Here is an 18,432-nt window from a genome sequence, read left to right on the forward strand (position 1 = left end):
CAATCGTCGCCCCGCGACCGGACATTAACCATACCCTGGAAGCACATGAAGGCCTCAGTAAATGCCGAGTGCAAGCCCTTCCGCGAAAGCCATGCCCAATTCGCAGCAAGAATCGAGATCGACCGGCGAAACTGTCTTCTCCGCCAGAATTTCCTGCGGCGTCTGCGCGCCGAGCCGAACCACCAGCGGCGGCGCCACACGCTTGAGCCGCCATCCGGTAACGATCCGCTCGATCTGCGCCTGCGCCCCGGCACCGTCGGAACCGGCAGCGATCGCGGTGGCATAGGGCCGCCCCTCCACCCGGCCGAGCATCGGATAGTAGCAGCGGTCGAACATTTCCTTCATTTGTCCGGACATCGAACCAAGGTTCTCCGGACAAACGAAAACGTAGCCGGTCGCGCCTATCAGGATGGCCGGCATCGCCTCGACTGCAGGAAGCAGAAAGGACGCCCTGCCCGCGCCTTCGGCAATGGCGAGCGCCATCGCCCGTGCCGCGCCGGTGCGGCTGTGCCAGATGATCGCCAGCATCGCTCAGCCTCCCTCCGTGACCGCGAGCAGGGGCACCGGACGCTCCGTGGATCTGGTCATGGCCGCTTCCTCTCCGTTATCCGTGGAACTATACCGCGCATCGCCGCCGCTCCCTAGTGCCCAATGCAGGCAATCCCGCCTGAATGAGTGCGCGGGCTTCCCGCCGGGCACTGGCTGGTATAACCGCCCTGCATGGCATCCAGACCCGCATCCGTCTTCGGCATAGACCGTTCGCTCTCCGGCAAGTCCTGGCGCTGGCGCGGCGGCAATATGGACCTTTCGGAGCCCGGCTCCGGCTTCGGAGGCGGTCTTGGCGACGATATCGTCACCCAATTGCTGCTTTCGCGCGGCGTCCCGCGTGAGGATCTGGAGCGGCACCGCAGTCCTTCGCTGCGCTCGTTCCTGCCCGATCCCTCGGAATTCCGCGACATGGACACCGCCGCGGAGCGCCTTGCCCAAGCGGTGCTGACGAACGAGACCGTGACCGTCTACGGCGATTACGACGTCGATGGCGCCACCAGCGCCGCGCTGCTGATCCTGCTGCTGCGCGGGCTCGGCCATGACGGGCGCTATTACATTCCCGACCGTCTGCTCGAAGGCTACGGCCCCAGCGGTGAGGCGCTCGTGCGAATCGCCGGCGAGGGATCGAGCCTGATCGTCACGGTCGACTGCGGCGCCATGGCGTACGAGGCGCTGGACATGGCGAATGACGCCGGTGTCGATGTGATCGTGGTCGACCACCACAAGTGCTCCGCCGTGCTTCCGCGCGCCATGGCGCTGGTCAATCCGAACCGTCTGGACGAGAGCGAACTCGCCGCCGGGCACGGACATCTCGCAGCCGTGGGGGTCGCCTTCCTGCTGGCCGTGGCGACAGTGCGCGCCCTGCGCCGCAAGGGCTTCTTCGAAACGCGCCGCGAACCCGATCTCTTCGCCCTGCTCGACCTTGTCGCACTTGGCACCGTGGCCGACGTTGCCGCGCTCCACGGCCTCAACCGCGCACTGGTGGCGCAAGGCCTCAAGATCATGGCCAAGCGCGAGAATATCGGCATGTCGGCGCTGATCGACGCAAGCCGCCTCAATCGCGCGCCCACCTGCTCCGACCTCGGCTTCGCGCTGGGTCCGCGCATCAATGCAGGCGGTCGCGTCGGCGAATCGACGCTGGGCGTGCGGCTGCTCACCACCACGGACACGGAAGAAGCGGGCACGATCGCCGCCCAGCTATCCCGCCTCAACGACGAGCGCCGCGCCATCGAGCAGGCAGTTCAAGAAGCCGCCGAAGCGCAGCTTGCGGCCCAGCACAACCGCGCCGTGATCGTTGTCGCGGGTGCCGGCTGGCACCCCGGGGTGATCGGCATCGTCGCCGGACGGATCAAGGAAAAGACCGGAAAGCCGACGCTGGTCATCGCCCTTGACGCCGACGAGGCAGGCAACGGCAAAGGCTCGGGCCGTTCGATCTCGGGCGTGGACCTTGGCGCCGCGATCATCGCCGCGCGCGAGACGGGCCTGCTGGTGGCGGGCGGCGGCCATGCCATGGCGGCCGGCCTCACGATCGCGGCCGACAAGCTGGACGCACTGGCCGAATGGCTCGATTCGCGCCTTGGCGCCGACGTTGCGGCGGCCAGCGCCCACCAGTCGATGCTGCTGGATCTGGCGCTCGCACCTGGCGGCCTCACCCCCGATCTGGTCGAGGCGCTCGAAAGCGCGGGGCCTTACGGCATGGGCTGGCCGGGCCCGCGCGTGGCAGTCGGGCCGGTACGTGTCATCAAGGCCGATACGGTGGGCGCCGATCACGTCCGCCTGATCGTTGGCGGCAACGACGGCGGCCGCTTCAAGGCCATGGCCTTCCGTGCGGCCGAAACCGACCTTGGGCAGGCCCTGCTCCACGCCTCGCAAGGACGCCGCCTGTGGCTGGCCGGACGGGCCAAGATCGACGACTGGGGCAGCCGCCCGCAAGCCGAACTCCATGTCGACGATGCCGCATTTCTCGACTGATTTCGGGAACTGACACGAAGAGTTCATTTTATTCGCCAAGAGGGGGTTGACCCCCCGGGGGACCGCCGCTAGAGGGCCGGTCCTGCCTCCGGCACAGATCGGAATGGCCCCTTCGTCTAGCGGTTAGGACGCGGCCCTTTCACGGCTGAAACACGGGTTCGATTCCCGTAGGGGTCACCATCTTGGTGCACGAGCGCAGGACCAAAATGCCTTTACGGCCCCTTCGTCTAGCGGTCAGGACGCGGCCCTCTCACGGCTGAAACACGGGTTCGATTCCCGTAGGGGTCACCAGCATTTTCAGGCGTTTGGCCCACTCTTCCAAGCATTGATCTGATATAGCTTCAGCAAACCGAGCGAATTGTCGCACTCCGGTGGGATGCAATCCGGCTCATGTAAAGACCGACCGGCTTGCCTGAAGGCGCACCGGCGTAATCCGCAGCACTTCAGACGCTCCGCTTTCGCTCCGCTTTCGCGCCAACCCACGCCTGCCGCCGAACGGTTGCATGACCACGGCAACGTACGTGCCTGTCGGGGCTGAGGGCGTCTTTCCGATCGAATTCACCCCCGTCTGCATCTCTGCCCATCACGGGCAGCGGCCAAGCGCTTCGTCAGTGCCGCAAGCAACCAGCCGCCTTCGTCGCGACGTTCGCCTGATGGCTAGGGTAGGTCCGGGTCTGCCAGGTGGCATGCGGAGATTCAGTTTGCAGGCGGGCCTGAAGATCGCACTGCCAGTCAGTTCTGGAAGTCGTTTGAAATCCAGATACGCTGGCCGGAGCGATGTCGCGCCAAGCATCATCCGGCTGCGGCAAGCAAATCACTTTCACCGTAAGCCGAAGTCTCATCTGATCGAATTCGAACGCCGTGGTTGCCCGCCAAGCGGATATTGGACCTTACGGACCAAACGCGGCACCGCATTATTTTCGGGGAGGGTGGATTCTTGCTCTCGCGAGAATGTCGCGTCCCGGCCACTGAAACAAGTGGTCGCTTGCCATTCCATTTACGCACCAAGATGGTGACCCCTACGGGAATCGAACCCGTGTTTCAGCCGTGAAAGGGCCGCGTCCTAACCGCTAGACGAAGGGGCCATTCCGATCTGTGCCGGAGGCAGGACCGGCCCTCTAGCGGCGGTCCTACAGGGGGTCAACCCCCTCTCGGCGAATAAAATGAACTCTTCGTGTCAGTTCCCGAAATCAGTCGAGAAATGCGGCATCCACGGCGCGACGATCAACCTCGTGCCACTCACTGCATGCAGGCGAGCACGTCGCTTACCGGGGCGCTCGCGAACGCGGTGTATTGATCGGCTACCGCATAGGGCAGCAACAGATGCCGATCCACGACCACGCTGCCGCAGCTATAGACGACATTGGGGACATAGCCGTCGCGCTCCTCCGGGCGCGGAGTCAGCAGCGGCTTCGGGGTCCGAGCGATAATGCGTGCGGGATCGGCCTTGTCGAGCAGCAGCGCGCCGATCGAATATGTGCGCAAGGCTCCAACGCCGTGTGTCAGCACGAGCCAGCCTTCGTCGATTTCGATGGGCGGGCCGCAATTGCCCATCTGGACCAGTTCCCAGTCGAACCGGGGTCGCGCCAGGCGCTGGCCCTCGTCCCATCGATAGAGCTCGTCCGAACGCAATAGCCAGATGCTTTCGTTGTCCGCCCTGCCCAGCATCATGTAGCGGCCGTCGACGCGGCGTGGGAAAAGCGCCATGCCCTTGTTCAGGGCGTAGATGCCGGTCAGCGGCCTGAGATCGAATCTTACACGATCGGCCGAATGCAGCATCTCGGGCCGCGCCGCCGAACCGCTGAAGGCGGTATAGGTCCCATAGAGTTCATCGGAACCGTCTTCCCCTTTCAGCCGGGTCAGGCGAAGATCTTCGATTCCCTGCCGCTGGCTGGGTGTGACCGGAAAGAGGACCGCGTCGGATATGTTGTCCAGTTCGGGCCACGAGAAGTGGACTTCGTCTCCCTCGGCCTCTTCCACTCTCGGCTGTATGCAGCGAGACGAGCTGGAATCGATCTCGGGCTCAAAGCCCGGTTTCCAGGTTCCGGTCCGGAAGGTCACCGTGGAGACATGTCCTTCCCCGATGCCGCGCAGCGCGAACAACAGACGGGTCGCGCCGTCGGGCACGTTGGACTGATTGTCCATCACGATGCAGGTCGGATTGAACAGCGCTGCCGACTGGAATGCGTATTCCTGGGTAAAATATGCGCCGATCAGCGCCGCGCATGGTCCGGATGCGGGCGGCAACCCGATCTTGTCCTGTAACTGCTGATACCTGTTATATAAATAGGCTTCGACGTCGCGGTGCCGGTCCTGAAGCGAGCCGACGATGGCATCGTAGGCGCACGCGAACCGCTCCTCATCCAGTTCGAGAATGGCCCGTACGAGGTGGTTCTCGCGTCGCGCTTCGCCGCGCTCGAAGGGCGCGGGATCACTGGGCGTGAACGGCCGCAGCACCGTTCTCGACGCATCCGGCCGGAGCGTGAGGTCGTATCGGGTGAAGACGCCATCGACATCCATCGTTCTGTCCCACAGGCCAGATGCGGCCTCGCAACTTTATCGGCAGAAGGGGCGACTTGCGAATAGTGACACAGTCGCTGCCCTTCGGAAACCCATGCCAGCGGCTCGGCCCGGGTCCCCTGCCCTATGCATCGCACCCTCAAAATCCCCGCCGCTGCCGACGCGCTAGCTGGGTGTCCTAGACTCCACCCGCATCGACCGGGCCGAGATTGCCGCCATTCAGGCGATATGCCGCCGATGCGGCGGCTCTTGCCAAAATGCCGGCATAAGTCGGGAAGGACAGCGGCAATCGGGCCAGCTCGTCCACGGTCAACCTGCCGGCCATGGCCACCGCCGCGATCTGGGCTACATCGACCGCCCGGTCGCCCACGATGTGACAACCGAGGATGCGGTGATCCGCCCGATCCGTCACGAGCTTGCAGAACCCGGTCGTACGCCCGTCAATGATTGCTCGCGTCATGTCCTCGGAGCGTGCGACCACCACTTCCACGTCATGCCGGCTTCGGGCAGCGGCTTCGCTCAGGCCTACTTGCGCGTACTCCGGATCCGTGAAGCTCCCGATCGGGCTGATCTCTTCGCGAGCCGAAACCTGCGCATTGGTCACGGCGTTGGTCGCCGCAACGAATCCTTCCTGGACAGCCTGGGGAGTGAGCATCAACCCGCCTGTCACGTCGCCCGCCGCCCAGACATGCGGCGCACTTGTCCTTTGATACTGATCGACCCGGATGAAGCCCTTCGCATCAATCTCGATGCCCGCTGCGGTCAGGTTCAATGCGGCACTGTCGACCACCCAGCCCACCGCCGCGACCGCCACGGTGGCTTCGGCGTGGAACGTATGCCCGTCCTTCGCAAAGACCATGCGGACGCCGTCCGGCGTTGCCTCGAACCTGTCGATGGTGCCGAAGTCTTGATGAACCTCGATGCCGGCTTCCGCGATAGCGGTCGCCACTGCGGCGGAGACGTCCTCATCCTCGGTCGGAATGATCCGCCCCCGGGCGTTGAAGAGCTTCACCCGGGCCCCGAAGGCGTTGAACACGGAGGCAACCTGCAGACCCGTCGCACCGGCCCCGATCACGATCATCGAGGCCGGTACCGCAGCCAGCGACCAGGCCGCGCTGTGGCTCACAACCAGTTCCGCGCCGGGAACACGCAGTTTGCGGGCAACACCTCCCGAACAGAGAATGACGCGGTCCGATGTGAACTCGGCGCCCGCCGCAGACTGCAAAGTGTGGGCGCCGTTGAAGCGGATCTCGCCCAGATGCTCGTGGATCGTGACACCGGCGGCCTCGGCCTGGGCACGCAACATCGAGCGCGCCCGCGCCATTTTCACAACCTCCTTCGTCCGATCGAGCAGCCTGCTGTAATCGAGGATCGGTTCACCGATCATCACGCCATAAGCGGGCAGTTGGCACGCCTCCCGGATCAGCCTTGCGGCATGGGCGAGAGTTCGCACGGGAACCGGCCCGTCATTGGCCGCCATGCCGCCAAAATCGCTGCTGGTCACGAGTGTGGTACGCGCGCCGAGCTGGGCGGCTCTGGTTGCGGCGGTGACTCCCGCGGGTCCGGCGCCGACGACAAGCACGTCAACATCGCTGCCCGTCATGAGGCGTAGCCCGTCTCTCCGCCAAGCCAGCGGAGCGCCCGCAGGCCCGGCATGAACGCATATTCGCCGCCGCGCGTGGTGACGAAGCTCGGAAGGCCGCGAAGCCGCCGCGGCAGTGGCCGCTTCGGGATGGTGAACGATCCATCCTCCTGCCGCCCGGCGATGGGATCCAGGGCATTGCCCAGTGCGAGGAACTCTCCGTTATTGATCCATTCCGACTGGACGAATTCGAATTGGCGTCCCAGATGCGCGCCCACGAAAGCGAACATCAGGCCGCGTTCGGCACCATCGTCCTCCAGCACGCCTTCCGGCAACAGCGGGCCATAGGCAGTGCCTCGCCGGACCATCCGGTGGAGGCGAACAACGCCGGCCACATCGGCATCGCGGGGATTGCAGCGCCGGACGTGCGAGCCGAGCGGCGTCTTGTAGCCGGTGGCATCGTCATCGAGGAAACCGAACACGTTGTTGCGCGCATCGTCGGCGCCAAGCGCGGGATCATCATGAAAGGGGCACAGCGCCAGCGGCGCACCGCTCCTCCAGCGGCCCATCATCTTGGCAGCGACGAGTTCCTCGTCTTCGGGATCGGCAGCATTGGCCCGCACATAACGACGGAAGCCCGCGACATCCTGATGCAGCTTGCGAAAGGCCACATAGGTGCCGTTGCGGCCGAGAATATCTGGCTGCGGCGATGGCGGGAAGTGCCCCATCTCGTCTCGATAGCCCAGCACCAGTTCGCCAGCCTTGAGCGGCGCCTCCAAGGGATTGTCGCCGGGAATGCCGCTGCCTTCGATCGCGGGATGGCTGATCCCGTCCCGGAACCCGAACGGCTCCTTGTGGTCTGGCGGCGCATAACAATCCTGACGCCAGATCGGGACGACCCCCGGCAATTGGGCAAAGGCCTCGCGCGCCCGCGCGATGGCCGCTTCGAGACGCTCCTTTTCGGGCGCGATACCGGTCAGGATGACATGGACATCGGGGCTTCCCAGCGGCTGCTCCCAGTGTTCCGGAGCGCTCTCGCCGATGTCGCCCAGCGCCCTGGCCCGCGCCGCCATCCCTTGCCGGAACTCCCACGAGAAGCTCTCGAGCGACGCTGTCGGAACGCCGAGCGCCTTCAAACCCCGATAGGTCAGTGCGAGGCTGACGAACGTATCGTATCCAACGCGTTCCGGCGCTGCCGCGGATGTGACCACGCCGACCATGCGCCGCATCAATTCGCGGCCGGCCTCCGCCTCATCGATCCGCAGCGCGAAATAGACCGCCGCATAGGGCGAAGGGCGCGGACGCAGGACACCGCTCTGGATGTCGTCAAGCTCCAGAGCCGGGATGGTGGCTTGGCTCATGTCGACCTCAACTGACCGTGGCCAGATTTTTCCAGAACCGCTTCAGGCTCTCGTCGCCGCCGAACAATGTGCTGAAATTGGTGGAATCGACGATCAGCACGTCGCCGGCACGGTCACCCTTGGGAGGAACCCAGACGAGCGTGTTGAATTCCCTCTCGCCAGCCTCCGTGAAGGGGTGCGGGCGCGACAGGTCTATCGGTTGGCGCGCCAGAACGCAGGCGGAGCCGTCGTCGCGAAGAATGGCATAATGGGGCAGATGGAGGTGGAAATTGAGCGATTCCACTCCTTCCAGCCAGCCCTTGGCATCAAGATCGCGATCGACCGAAAGAGGCGCGATCTTGTTGGTGCCCGGAACCACGGCGGGGCGCAGGGCGAATTGGTTCTCAACCGCAATGCCCAGCCCTTCCAGAAGCGACAGCGTGTAGCGTCCGAAGCGCTGCTGGCGGGGCACAAGGGCATCGCCATGATGGGCATATTCCATCGCCCGCACTGCGGGATCGTCCGATCGCCCCACATCGTGATGGGGCCCGATCGCGAGGCAGGTCCCTTCTCGCTTCAGGAACTCGCGCAAGGCCTCGATCTCGGCCACCGTAGCTTCCTGACCCGTGACGTTGTGGTCCAGTCCGAAAATCAGCAGCGTATCGACGTCGGCCAGCACCCGCTCGTCCAGAGGCAGGAAGAAGCCCGCCTGATCCACCCGCTGGAAGACCGGGACCTGATGGCCCGTAACCTCTCCGGCCAGTTGCTGGAACGGGATCCAGGCCCAGAAGAACAGCTCCATCGATCCGGATATTCCCTGCTGGAAGGAGAGCGGATCGGAGAAGCGCGGCGCTTCATATGCCGGCCATGTTACGCGGCGGACTTCCGTCATCGTCGAGTAGCGATTGTCCATCTGGGTCACGTCCCGCCCGGCCTCACCGGGATAGGTCCATGAGATATAGACGCTCAACCGGCGACGCCCCGGCGTATAGAGCCGTGGCACGTGCGTCTGGTTATAGGTGCGAGCTGGTTCGCTCATCTGGAGAGCCTTCCCGACAGGAGGATGTGGAGGGCGATTACTGAAGCTGGTCGAGGGCCGTGGTCAGCGCAGCCTTCAGCCGAAGCGCCTTCTTGATCTCGTCCGCGCTGACGTAGGGATATTCGCCGTATTCCAGGAAACTCGGGACCTGATGCTCCCGAAAATATTGGATGACCGCGGGCAGGTTTTCCCTCCAGTCATCCGGAAAACCTTCGAGATTGACGAACACCGTCGTTATTCCCGACGCAAGAAATATGGAAATCGCGTCGTCCAGATATTTGTCGAACGATGTATCGAATATTCCCTGGTACATGAAATAGGTATCGTCGCCGATGGGGAACATGATCCAGCGAAGATAATGGAGCTTCAAGGGAGCCAGAACCGTGGGATCCGCCTGAACCGCCCCCTCGATAGTCTTGGCATAGCCGCGAACCGTTTCCTCCCGGCCGGGCTTCACCTTGCCGAGGATCGAGAAACCGTAGTTTGCGGGGGTCTTCGGAAAGAGCGGGCCATAGGGTCCATCCTCCCGTTCGAAATACCCCTCCTTCGGAATGGCGAGTGCGGCCGGCGTAAGCGGATCTTCGTTGACTGCCATGACGTGGTTCCTCGTTCAGCTCGCCCGCGGCTCGATTTCGCCTCCTTGGAGGGGGCTTTCCCAGACGGACTGCGGAGGCAAGGTAGCCGACACCCCGACAGCGGCACATAAGTGAAACCCCGCGTTTGGTGCCGGTGTGAGTGCCTAGGCCCCTCGTGCCGGAGAAAGGCAACGGGCCGAGAAAGGCGCCTGTTCGGCTGCCTGCTGGGCCACGGGCGAGGCCTGTTCCTCTTGGGGCAGATCAGTCGATCAGGGTCAGAACATCACGACCCAGTCCGTCAGGAACACGTAGCCGTCGCCCCCGACAGGAACAGGCAAGTGATAGCCACCGACCGGCGAATGGTTCAGCTTGAGAACCTCAAGGTTCACGTGCATTTCCCGTCGCTTGAAAGGATAGAGATTTGCACCGACGGCGAACTCGCTGGGATTTCCGTTGGCGCCCCAGATTTTCGAGGCCGTTCCATAGACCTGCAGCAAATCCTTGACCGGCATGGCCGAGGCTTGAAGCACGAAGCCATTGTCGGAGATCTCGTCGACCGGAACGTATCCAATCGTCTTGAACTTATCTACCCAGCGCCAGTACCACTGCCCTTCAAGCGAAAAGCCCTTGTATTTCACGCCGGCATCAATGCTGGTCATGCGATAACGGGCCCGCTCGATCTTGCCACCGGTCCCGAACGGATCGGGACTGAACAGCAGCGTACCGTCGGTCAACCTGATCTGCGAATTCTCGAACTCATCGGCGGAAGGCTGACCTTGCGCAGTCTCGGTACTTTGCGTGTAGTAGCCCGCGAGCAGTGTCGCCAGTTCCTCGTGATAATCGTAGTCACCGAAACCGTTGTTCTTACCGAATTCACCGGTCGTGGGCATCCAGGTCAGCGCACCTGAAACAGTGTCCATCTTGTTGTCGAGTTGTCTGGAACTGACGCCCAGCGTCGACAAGTTATTGCCGATCATCGCCCGATATTCGAGACCCTTGGTTATCGTTCCCGCAATATCGATGCCGCTGGTATAAGAGCCACGATAGAATTCATCCGCCATGACGCGATTGTCGTGACGGAGCCAGTTGGGGAAGCTCCAGTTGGTGCTACGCGTCGTCGGAAGCGGCATGATGCCGCCCGTGACGGTCAGCCAATTGGCAAATTTGTAGCGCAGGAACCCGGCCACGACGACCTGGGCACCCTCGCCCTGATTGGCGTTGTTCGTCCATGCGAACAGGAGATACTGGAACTTCGGATCGAACAACCAGCCCTTGAAGTTCAGACTGACCTTGTTGAGCTGAACTTCATTGCGAAGATCGATGGACTTAACCCTGCCGAAGCTGTCCGTGTAAGTACTGTCGAGGGCATTCTGGTTGAGATAGCGCACATAAGTCGTGAAACTTACGGCCAGCAAGCCATCCTTGCTGTCGGCGACCACGAAACCCAGATTGGGATCATAAGTGCCCGCACGTTCCGTTCGCTCCATGAAGCCCTTGAACCCCTTGGCGGTTTGCCCGTCAGGCGGCCCGGCAGTTGCCACTGCGCTGCTTTGCGTTGCGGGGGCCGAAGAGGTGTTACCGCTCGGCGCAGGTACTGTCGCGACGGATTGCGCAGGAGAAGTGCGACCGAGATCCTTTTCAAGCGTGTCGATCTGGCTGTCGAATTCATTCATCTGCGTCTGAAGCGCACCAATTTGATGCTGCATTTCTTGGCGTGAGGCGCGTAGCTCGTCGATTTTCTTCTCTATACGCTCAACATCGGCCGCCGTAGGGGCCGTCTGTGCATGAGCCGGAAATGCAATGGTATTCGCGAGAAGGAAAGCGACAAACAACTGAATTCGACGATCGATAACGCAGCCGCTCTTTTTGGGAAGTGAAGGCATGACGATCTGTTCCCCCCAGACGCGAATTGCCAATCTTCCAGAGAAGCCGGCGATATACCTTGAATTCCATTTTAAAAAGGGCCCCACAATAGGGATAAACCCTTACCATCATAAGTACCTGTCAAATCGGGTTAGCGAAACAGATGCCGATTAATTCGAGGATCGGCAAAGGTGGTACTACCATTGATGTTAAGCTGTTGCTCCGGGAGGAACACAAGGCCCTGCCCGCCGACGACTGCGTGGATTTTGGTGACGAGCCCACCTGGGAACAATCGCGACGCCGGTGTCGAACATGTCTTCTATTATCGACGCGCAGCATCGCAGCTTATTGGACAATAAACCAATGCATCCGGCGCGACGCCACCAAGGCAATCAAAGCCGGATGCTTTTATCGTACAAACTTCGGTGACTACGCTTTAGAAGCGATAGTCGATCCCGGCGCGGAACAAGTGCGACTTGAGGTTCGTATCTGTCGCGAGCGTGAGATAGCCGTTCGGCGACGTCTCCGTAGACCTCTGGGTTCCGAAGTCCTGGTAAAGGTATTCGCCCTTCACCGAGATTTGGGGGGTAATCGCATAAGCCGCGCCGCCGCCGAGCGTCCACCCGGTCCGTGTCGAGCTCTTTGTCGAGCTGAACGAATTGGCGGTGGAGGAACTGTCGGTGAAGCTCGCATCGTAATGTGCTTCCGTCAGCGCCAGGCCGCCGGACGCAAAGATCAGAAACTTGTCCATCGCGTAACCGATCCGGGGGCGCAGCGTCCAGAGGAAGTCAGTGCTGGCTCTCTGGCTTGCTGTATAGGTGACCCCGGGATTGAGCGATGATGGTACCGTCTCGGTCCTGCTGCGATTAATGCGGAAGTAGCTGATGTCGGTCTCGATGCCGAACAGCAGGCCGTTATTCAGCACGTAATTGTAGCCCGCCTCGCCACCGCCGGTGAAGGTATTGTGGTGCCCGCTGTCGAGATGGCCCTTCACAGTCGCGCCATTGAGCGAAGAGGCGTCTCCGCCCGCAATCGGGTTGGACGGCACGTTGGGGAGACCGTTGACCGTGAGCACGGAGTCTGCGTCGGAATTGCTCCAGGCGCCGCCCGCATTGAGCCCGACGTAAAAGCCACTCCACGGGCTGGTCTGGTTGTCCTGGGCCATGGCGGGAGCCGAAAGTCCCAGAATACCGAGACAAAGAACCGTGGCGGAAAGCGGCATCACGCCAGTTAGTGTTTTTTTCGAGGAGATCATCTCTGAACCTTTCTCGGTTATCATACACTTAAAGCCAGAACCAAATCCATAATCAAAGCCGCAGAAAGTGGCCCCATAAAAGTAGAGTCGATTCCGTAAACGACCCTATACTCAACAATATACTTGTCAATATGAGTATATGACGACATTCTGTCAGTACCGTCATATAATTCGAACAACCAGCATGCTTATAATGGGAAATTGATTCAAACAGGGCGGCTCCGTTCGAAATCGATCGACGCAACTGGAAATTCTTGGGTTTTGCCCGCGAAGATGAGAGCACCGCCGCCGTTTACACACCCATCCAGACATGCCGGATCAACGTCCGGGCCGCCTAACCGAAGGCCGGCAAATCTCAGGCCGATCCTAAAGGATCTTCCCCGGACGCATACGATATAAGATTCCCCATCCTTTAATCCTGGCGGTGCCGGGCCACGAATACATTGCCGCGGTATGTTCCCCGCATCAGTCGCGGAAACTTGTTTCCCAACAGCGGCTTGAACACAGTGACAACTTAGGAGGAGTGCCCCTCCAATTTCTGGCTAATGGCCGCAGCCACGGTCGTTATAAGAAACATTCCGTGGATGATCACCAGCCAGCGCATAACCTGCGCGTCTACCGCTCCTGTTTCACGTAAATCCATGAAAGCTTTCAGAAGCTCTATTCCGGTAATGGCAGCCATGGATGCGAACAGCTTCAGCTTCAGCCCGGAGAAATCGACTTTCCCGAGCCATGCCGGCTTGTCCTCATCATCCTCAATATCCAGCTTCGAGACGAAGCTCGCATATCCTGTAAACATCACGATCAAGACCAGGTTCGCGATGAGCGCCAAGTCGATGAACGACAGCGTCGCGACAATGGCATCATGGACGTTGATGGAAGGTAGCTGCATCGCCACCCAAAACGTATACTTTACAAGTATAACCACGAGCATAATCAGGCAGAATATCAGGCCGACGTAGATCGGCGCCACGAGCCATCGTGCAGCGAAGATAACCTTTTCGAAATTCGCTTCGAGCTCGTATCTGATGCTCATATGCCACCCAATCTGAGAACTCCGGCGCGGTGTAAATATTGTTGCCGGGCAGCGCTATCGGGTATTACCCCAGTGAAGAATTACGTCCGTCATGGCGTAGATCTGTCTTATGCGCCCGTTTCATCCGGAAAGTGCTGGCTATACCAAGCAGATCCCGGGCGCCCGAAAGAGATTTCAAAGATCCACCATGTTGTTGCGTATGGCGTAGCGCACAATATCGGCGGTCGATCGCATCTTGAGCTTGTGCATTAGCGACGCGCGATGTGTCTCCACTGTCTTGACGCTGATGGTGAGCTTATGGGCAATGCACTTGTTGATATTGCCCTCCGCGATAAGCTGGACGATCTCGCGCTCCCGCGAGGTGAGCACCGAAGCGCCAGCTTTATTGCGGCCATGTTCAATGAAATAGCTCTCCAACCTGCCCGCTATTCCGGCCGAAAGATACCGCTTGTGCTTGATCAACGCTTCGAGCGCGGCGATCAGGTTTGTGATGGTGTCGGATTTCAGCACATAGCCAAGTGCGCCTGCGTCCAGAGCCTCGATCAAAATGCTTTCGCGGTCGTGCATCGTGTAGATCAGGACTTCCGTACCCGGCAGATCGCGCTTGATTGCGCGGGTGAGCGCCAAGCCATTCATCTGCCGCAGCGAATAGTCGACAATGGCGATGTCGGGCTGAGTCTCTCGCACGAGTTTCAACGCATCGAGACCGTCCGCCGCCTCACCGGCGATGTGCCAGCCCCGTCGGTCCTTCAGAATTGCGCGAACGCCTTGGCGTATGGCTTCGTGATCGTCAGCGATCAGTATCCGGCAGCAAGAAAGAGACATCCCCACGCTCCCCATAAGTTGCTGATTAAATGGCCTGAGATCCTTGATAGTACTATTTCACCGTCGGCCGGTGACTTTGCCTTCTGCAGGCAAGCCAGTTTCATCCAGACGGTGAAAATTCTGGCGAATCCGGAACTACTGCAAAACAGCGCGGCAGAACGAAAGGCGGCACGGGATTTCGAAATCACCGCGCCGAACCTCTTCAAGCCTGCAAGGCGTTCGGCAGTCTTTCCCCGTGTGTGGAACTACTTATCGAGAGCAGGAAAGTGCACATGCGATTCCCCCTGTACCTAGAATCCCGTGCGATATCGTATTCACGATAGCTCTAACAAAGCCAACTGTAACTCTGAAAAATCAGAATATACCCCTTTATTTCCACACAATATCGGGATGAATCCGCATTTTGCGAATTATTTTCCTCATCAATCCTTAGGCAAATTTAATCGTTTTCGTATATTTTGGCCACACCATATATAGCTTCGATCAATTTACATAATTAACGCCTCACCGAATTCGTCGCATACGCCATTTCGCTCTATGTCTATTTGTGCGGAGCGGAGTATCGCGAACGCATCTGGCCTCCAACGGCGCCACCAGATTGAGATGCAAAAGAACGAACATATCTGGATTAGCGAATGCGAAAGAGGAGTGAATTTCATTCGTTATCCGAGTGATATCGCCGCGCCATTTGTAGACCCGAGCACATATAAAACGAGATAATCGTAGCCGATCTGACCACTCATGAGGACAGAACCGCTAAAAGGATGGCGCCTTCTCAGAGGAGGCATGGAAGGACTGCAGGGCTAGGCCCGACCGAGCGATCATGAACTAGACGAGACGCTGAAAGTTATATGCCAAGTTGGTCATTTCCATCCCGGCGCGAACGCGAATTCGCACACATACTCCGCGATCCTATCAAGGAGCTTGATGACAAGCATCGAATCGAGTCCCGATTAGTCGCGGAGGAAGCCAAACTTGGATTTCCGTCAAAATATTGCATAACATATATAATACCGGCTCGATTTATCACGCCACACCCTCTGTCGACCGCGCCACAGTCGAGACCAGATTAGTATTTATTCTGGTAATTTTCAGGGTAGTTCCTCTTTATTTTCCCGCCGATTATTTTACCTACTTGTTACGTAGGAGATTGATGATGCGGGCTTTAGCATTAATCGGCTGCGCTGCGATCATGACGATCAGCACAAGCGTCCACGCTCAGTCTACACCCTCAGCGACGGCACCTGCGCCGGCTTCGGCCAGTGCAAGTACTGAAGTCGATCCAGATTCCGTGTTGGCGTTACAGAGGATGAGCAAGTTTCTCATGTCTCTGAATACGTTCAAGCTGACGGCTGAATCGAGTCTCGACGTTGTGACGGTGGCGGGACAGCGCGTGCAAATGGACGCGACGATCGATTATAAAGTCATGCGCCCGGGAATTTCTATCGACTATGAGAGCGATCAGAAATCCCGCCAATATATCTACGACGGCAAGCAATTCACCATTTTCGCCCCCAAACTCGGCTTTTACGCCACCGTGCCGGCTCCGGGCACCAACCGCGAGTTCTTGAAGGCGCTTTACGACCGGACGGGAATAAAGCTGCCGCTCGAGGATCTGTTCCGTTGGAGCGACGGTGACGATTCCGACATCAAGGCGCTCACTTCGGGCTTCAGCGTCGGGACTGCCAAGATCGACGGTGTTGCAACCGACCACTGGGCATTCCGCGGAGGCGACTTCGATTGGGAGGTATGGATCGAACAGGGCGATCGCCCCGTTCCGCGCAAGATCGTGATCATCGATCGAACGGACCCGACATATCCCACTTATACTGCCCGGCTGACCTGGACACTCAATCCACCCCTGACCGCAAGCGATTTTGCGTTCGTGGCCAACAAGGATGCGATGCAGATCCAGGCAGCCCAGTTCACGCCGGAGGACAAGCAATGACTGCGACCTCTACATTTGTGCGTATCGCCATTATCCTGCTGTTCATCGCCGGACAGGTTGAAGTCGCCGATGCGCGACGTGGTGGCGGCGGTGGCGCGCGCGGCGGTGGATCGATGAGCATGGGCGGCCGAGGCGGTGGAGGTGGCATGAGCCGGGGCGGCGGCGGTATGAGCCGTGGCGGTGGCAGCACCATGAACCGTGGCGGCGGCGCCGGCCGTGGTGGCGGCACCTACAGCCGACCGGGCGGCGGCAGCTACAACCGGCCTGCCACGCGCCCCAGCGTCGGCGGCGCGGGAGGGGCTGCATCGTCGCGCGGATCAGGTGCGGGTCAGCGGACTGCCGGTGGTGACCGCGCCGGTGGTGCCAATCGAAGCGACCGTCAGGCAACACGTTCGGACAATCAGGGCAATCGCCAGGACAATCGTACCGACCGCCAGACAACGCGTTCGGACAATCGCGGGGACCGTCAGGCCAATCGCGGTGATCGCAATACCAACATCGACAACAGCAGAAACATCAACGTCAGCGGCAACGATTTTGACGGCTGGGGTGGAGATGTTGATTATCCGATCGCGGCCGGGCTCGCTATCGGCGCGGTGGCGGGAATGACGGCGGCAGCATTCGGCTCGGCATATTACGCATTGCCGGGCGGCTGCGCACCCTATCCTTACGCCAGCTACCACTATTACAATTGCGGCGGTGTCTATTATCAGCCGCAATATGAAGGCGATACGGTGGTATATGTGACTGTACCACAGCCAGGCCAAACGACGACGACAACGGTTCCTGCGCCCCAACCGCAGTAGGCCGAAACCCGTCACCTGCCGCTGACATGCTTTTGCGATCGCGCATCGAGCATGTCAGCGCCTCTGTCTCTGGCGGTTGTCAGGATGGATGTACTTCATTTTGCCGACTGCAAGCGGGATCTATCAAAAGGAGTGTAAAATGGGCGTCAAGGAACATGGCCTCGCGGTATTTGCTGCTGCACTGATGTTTACGACGCCCGCTTTTGCGGAAGACGTGAACCAGGAAGCCGTCATCGTCTCGGTCGCCAATAACAATATCACGGCGCGTACGAGAGAAGGTGACCTGACAGTCGTCCTGACGCCCTCCACGAAAATCAGCGAACGCAGCGGCCTCGTCCGGTCGAAGGACCGCGATGTGTCGAGCCTGATCCCCGGCCTGATCTTCAAGGTCAAGGGTGACCTGCAGGACCACACGATCACCGCGCAATCGATCGAATTCAAGGATGACGACTGGCGTGCCGCAGTGGCGACCAAGGCCGGCACGAAAGCGGAATTCGCCGAGTTGCGGCAAGCCATCATCGATGGCCAGGAATATGTCATCCAGGACGAGACGGCGGTCTACTTCGAGACAGGAAGCGCGAACATTGCCGAGCAGTACAAGGCAAACCTTCGCGCCATTGCGCAGAAGGCGCCGACTTTCGGCAACTATCGCATCTCCATCCTGGGCTTTGCGGACCAGAGGGGCAACGCCGAAGCGAACGAACGCCTTAGCCTGAAGCGTGCCGCTGCGGTGAGCAACTATATGCGCCAGACCGGGCTGATCCAGCCTGGTCGCGTGCTGTCACCATCGGCCATGGGCGAAGGCACTGTTGCCCCGGGCGAAGCCACCCCGACCAGCGACGCCGAGGCGCGCCGCGTTGTGGTGCGGGTGGTTACGCCAAAGGGACAGCTCAAGCAGTAGCCTGGCAAATGGCGCGTGACATACGAGAGACCGGGATGCGATCGCGCCGGGATCAGGTGTAGCCCGCTCTCATTGAGGAGAGCGGGCTCGTTTCGGGCATACTGAGCGCACCGCCAGACACTGCCTGTCTTGAGAGCGGTTTGCCTAACTCGGCGCTCTGCCGGCAACGGTGTTCGATGGCCTGCAGCTGTCGTGCTCGAGAAAGCCGCGCTCTGGGCTTCC

At 60.3% G+C, this 18,432-nt stretch carries 14 protein-coding genes and 3 tRNA genes; 6 read left to right on the forward strand and 11 right to left on the reverse strand.

Going from position 1 to position 18,432, the window contains the following annotated elements; translation table 11 throughout:
* Nucleotides 1-54: 54 nt before the first annotated feature.
* Nucleotides 55-528: an NAD(P)H-dependent oxidoreductase gene (locus AC1VVK_RS02525; RefSeq protein WP_482904243.1), complete on the reverse strand. Its 474-nt coding sequence runs from the start codon at nt 526-528 to the stop codon at nt 55-57.
* Between the two features lie 192 nt (nt 529-720).
* Here AC1VVK_RS02525 and recJ point away from each other — a divergent pair, with 192 nt between their 5' ends.
* From recJ to AC1VVK_RS02540, 3 genes are all read left to right on the forward strand, one after another.
* Nucleotides 721-2,520 carry a single-stranded-DNA-specific exonuclease RecJ gene (gene recJ, locus AC1VVK_RS02530; RefSeq protein ID WP_482904244.1) on the forward strand — a complete coding sequence of 600 codons (1,800 nt, stop codon included), beginning with the start codon at nt 721-723 and terminating at the stop codon, nt 2,518-2,520.
* Between the two features lie 105 nt (nt 2,521-2,625).
* Nucleotides 2,626-2,700, forward strand: a tRNA-Glu gene (locus AC1VVK_RS02535).
* 36 nt (nt 2,701-2,736) lie between these two features.
* A tRNA-Glu gene (locus tag AC1VVK_RS02540) sits at nt 2,737-2,811 on the forward strand.
* Between the two features lie 719 nt (nt 2,812-3,530).
* Here the strand turns inward: AC1VVK_RS02540 and AC1VVK_RS02545 are convergent.
* The 10 genes from AC1VVK_RS02545 to AC1VVK_RS02590 form a co-directional block, all read right to left on the reverse strand.
* Nucleotides 3,531-3,605, reverse strand: a tRNA-Glu gene (locus AC1VVK_RS02545).
* A 154-nt stretch (nt 3,606-3,759) separates the two neighbouring features.
* On the reverse strand, nt 3,760-5,040 hold the full coding sequence (locus AC1VVK_RS02550) for a glycoside hydrolase family 130 protein (RefSeq protein ID WP_482904245.1): 1,281 nt from the start codon (nt 5,038-5,040) through the stop codon (nt 3,760-3,762).
* A 178-nt stretch (nt 5,041-5,218) separates the two neighbouring features.
* A complete protein-coding gene (locus AC1VVK_RS02555) occupies nt 5,219-6,643 on the reverse strand; it encodes a dihydrolipoyl dehydrogenase family protein (RefSeq protein WP_482904246.1) in 1,425 nt (474 codons plus the stop codon).
* Nucleotides 6,640-7,983: a Dyp-type peroxidase gene (locus AC1VVK_RS02560; RefSeq protein WP_482904247.1), complete on the reverse strand. Its 1,344-nt coding sequence runs from the start codon at nt 7,981-7,983 to the stop codon at nt 6,640-6,642. The genes AC1VVK_RS02555 and AC1VVK_RS02560 overlap by 4 nt, the downstream gene beginning before the upstream one ends.
* Nucleotides 7,984-7,990: 7 nt before the next feature.
* Complete coding sequence (locus AC1VVK_RS02565) at nt 7,991-9,001, reverse strand: hypothetical protein (protein WP_482904248.1); 1,011 nt, start codon at nt 8,999-9,001, stop codon at nt 7,991-7,993.
* Nucleotides 9,002-9,038: 37 nt separating this feature from the next.
* The gene (locus tag AC1VVK_RS02570; RefSeq protein ID WP_482904249.1) at nt 9,039-9,596 is read right to left on the reverse strand and encodes a hypothetical protein; all 558 of its coding nucleotides are present in this window, start codon (nt 9,594-9,596) and stop codon (nt 9,039-9,041) included.
* 255 nt (nt 9,597-9,851) lie between these two features.
* Nucleotides 9,852-11,459, reverse strand: coding sequence for a tol-pal system YbgF family protein (locus AC1VVK_RS02575; RefSeq protein ID WP_482904250.1), 1,608 nt, complete (start codon nt 11,457-11,459; stop codon nt 9,852-9,854).
* 416 nt (nt 11,460-11,875) lie between these two features.
* Nucleotides 11,876-12,604 (reverse strand): outer membrane protein, encoded by a 729-nt coding sequence (locus AC1VVK_RS02580; RefSeq protein WP_482904251.1) that lies wholly within the window; start codon nt 12,602-12,604, stop codon nt 11,876-11,878.
* A gap of 604 nt (nt 12,605-13,208) precedes the next feature.
* A complete protein-coding gene (locus AC1VVK_RS02585) occupies nt 13,209-13,730 on the reverse strand; it encodes a YqhA family protein (RefSeq protein ID WP_482904252.1) in 522 nt (173 codons plus the stop codon).
* A gap of 174 nt (nt 13,731-13,904) precedes the next feature.
* Nucleotides 13,905-14,555 carry a response regulator gene (locus tag AC1VVK_RS02590; RefSeq protein WP_482905105.1) on the reverse strand — a complete coding sequence of 217 codons (651 nt, stop codon included), beginning with the start codon at nt 14,553-14,555 and terminating at the stop codon, nt 13,905-13,907.
* A 1,309-nt stretch (nt 14,556-15,864) separates the two neighbouring features.
* Between AC1VVK_RS02590 and AC1VVK_RS02595 the strand changes: the two genes are divergently transcribed.
* From AC1VVK_RS02595 to AC1VVK_RS02605, 3 genes are all read left to right on the forward strand, one after another.
* Nucleotides 15,865-16,503, forward strand: coding sequence for a DUF2092 domain-containing protein (locus tag AC1VVK_RS02595; protein ID WP_482904253.1), 639 nt, complete (start codon nt 15,865-15,867; stop codon nt 16,501-16,503).
* Nucleotides 16,500-17,309, forward strand: coding sequence for a hypothetical protein (locus tag AC1VVK_RS02600; protein ID WP_482904254.1), 810 nt, complete (start codon nt 16,500-16,502; stop codon nt 17,307-17,309). Before AC1VVK_RS02595 ends, AC1VVK_RS02600 begins: the two co-directional genes overlap by 4 nt.
* A gap of 139 nt (nt 17,310-17,448) precedes the next feature.
* Nucleotides 17,449-18,210 carry an OmpA family protein gene (locus AC1VVK_RS02605; protein ID WP_482904255.1) on the forward strand — a complete coding sequence of 254 codons (762 nt, stop codon included), beginning with the start codon at nt 17,449-17,451 and terminating at the stop codon, nt 18,208-18,210.
* Nucleotides 18,211-18,432 lie beyond the last annotated feature (222 nt).

The organism is Novosphingobium sp. BL-S-32 (assembly GCF_056857055.1).

Excerpts from the sequence above, each read along its gene's own strand:
- AC1VVK_RS02585 (WP_482904252.1), bottom strand. The coding sequence starts at position 13,730 with ATGAGCATCAGATACGAGCTCGAAGCGAATTTCGAAAAGGTTATCTTC.
- AC1VVK_RS02575 (WP_482904250.1), bottom strand. The coding sequence starts at position 11,459 with ATGCCTTCACTTCCCAAAAAGAGCGGCTGCGTTATCGATCGTCGAATT.
- AC1VVK_RS02590 (WP_482905105.1), bottom strand. The coding sequence starts at position 14,555 with ATGTCTCTTTCTTGCTGCCGGATACTGATCGCTGACGATCACGAAGCC.
- AC1VVK_RS02555 (WP_482904246.1), bottom strand. The coding sequence starts at position 6,643 with ATGACGGGCAGCGATGTTGACGTGCTTGTCGTCGGCGCCGGACCCGCG.
- AC1VVK_RS02570 (WP_482904249.1), bottom strand. The coding sequence starts at position 9,596 with ATGGCAGTCAACGAAGATCCGCTTACGCCGGCCGCACTCGCCATTCCG.
- AC1VVK_RS02565 (WP_482904248.1), bottom strand. The coding sequence starts at position 9,001 with ATGAGCGAACCAGCTCGCACCTATAACCAGACGCACGTGCCACGGCTC.
- AC1VVK_RS02550 (WP_482904245.1), bottom strand. The coding sequence starts at position 5,040 with ATGGATGTCGATGGCGTCTTCACCCGATACGACCTCACGCTCCGGCCG.
- AC1VVK_RS02580 (WP_482904251.1), bottom strand. The coding sequence starts at position 12,604 with ATGGCCCAGGACAACCAGACCAGCCCGTGGAGTGGCTTTTACGTCGGG.
- AC1VVK_RS02560 (WP_482904247.1), bottom strand. The coding sequence starts at position 7,983 with ATGAGCCAAGCCACCATCCCGGCTCTGGAGCTTGACGACATCCAGAGC.
- AC1VVK_RS02605 (WP_482904255.1), top strand. The coding sequence starts at position 17,449 with ATGGGCGTCAAGGAACATGGCCTCGCGGTATTTGCTGCTGCACTGATG.
- recJ (WP_482904244.1), top strand. The coding sequence starts at position 721 with ATGGCATCCAGACCCGCATCCGTCTTCGGCATAGACCGTTCGCTCTCC.
- AC1VVK_RS02600 (WP_482904254.1), top strand. The coding sequence starts at position 16,500 with ATGACTGCGACCTCTACATTTGTGCGTATCGCCATTATCCTGCTGTTC.
- AC1VVK_RS02595 (WP_482904253.1), top strand. The coding sequence starts at position 15,865 with ATGAGCAAGTTTCTCATGTCTCTGAATACGTTCAAGCTGACGGCTGAA.
- AC1VVK_RS02525 (WP_482904243.1), bottom strand. The coding sequence starts at position 528 with ATGCTGGCGATCATCTGGCACAGCCGCACCGGCGCGGCACGGGCGATG.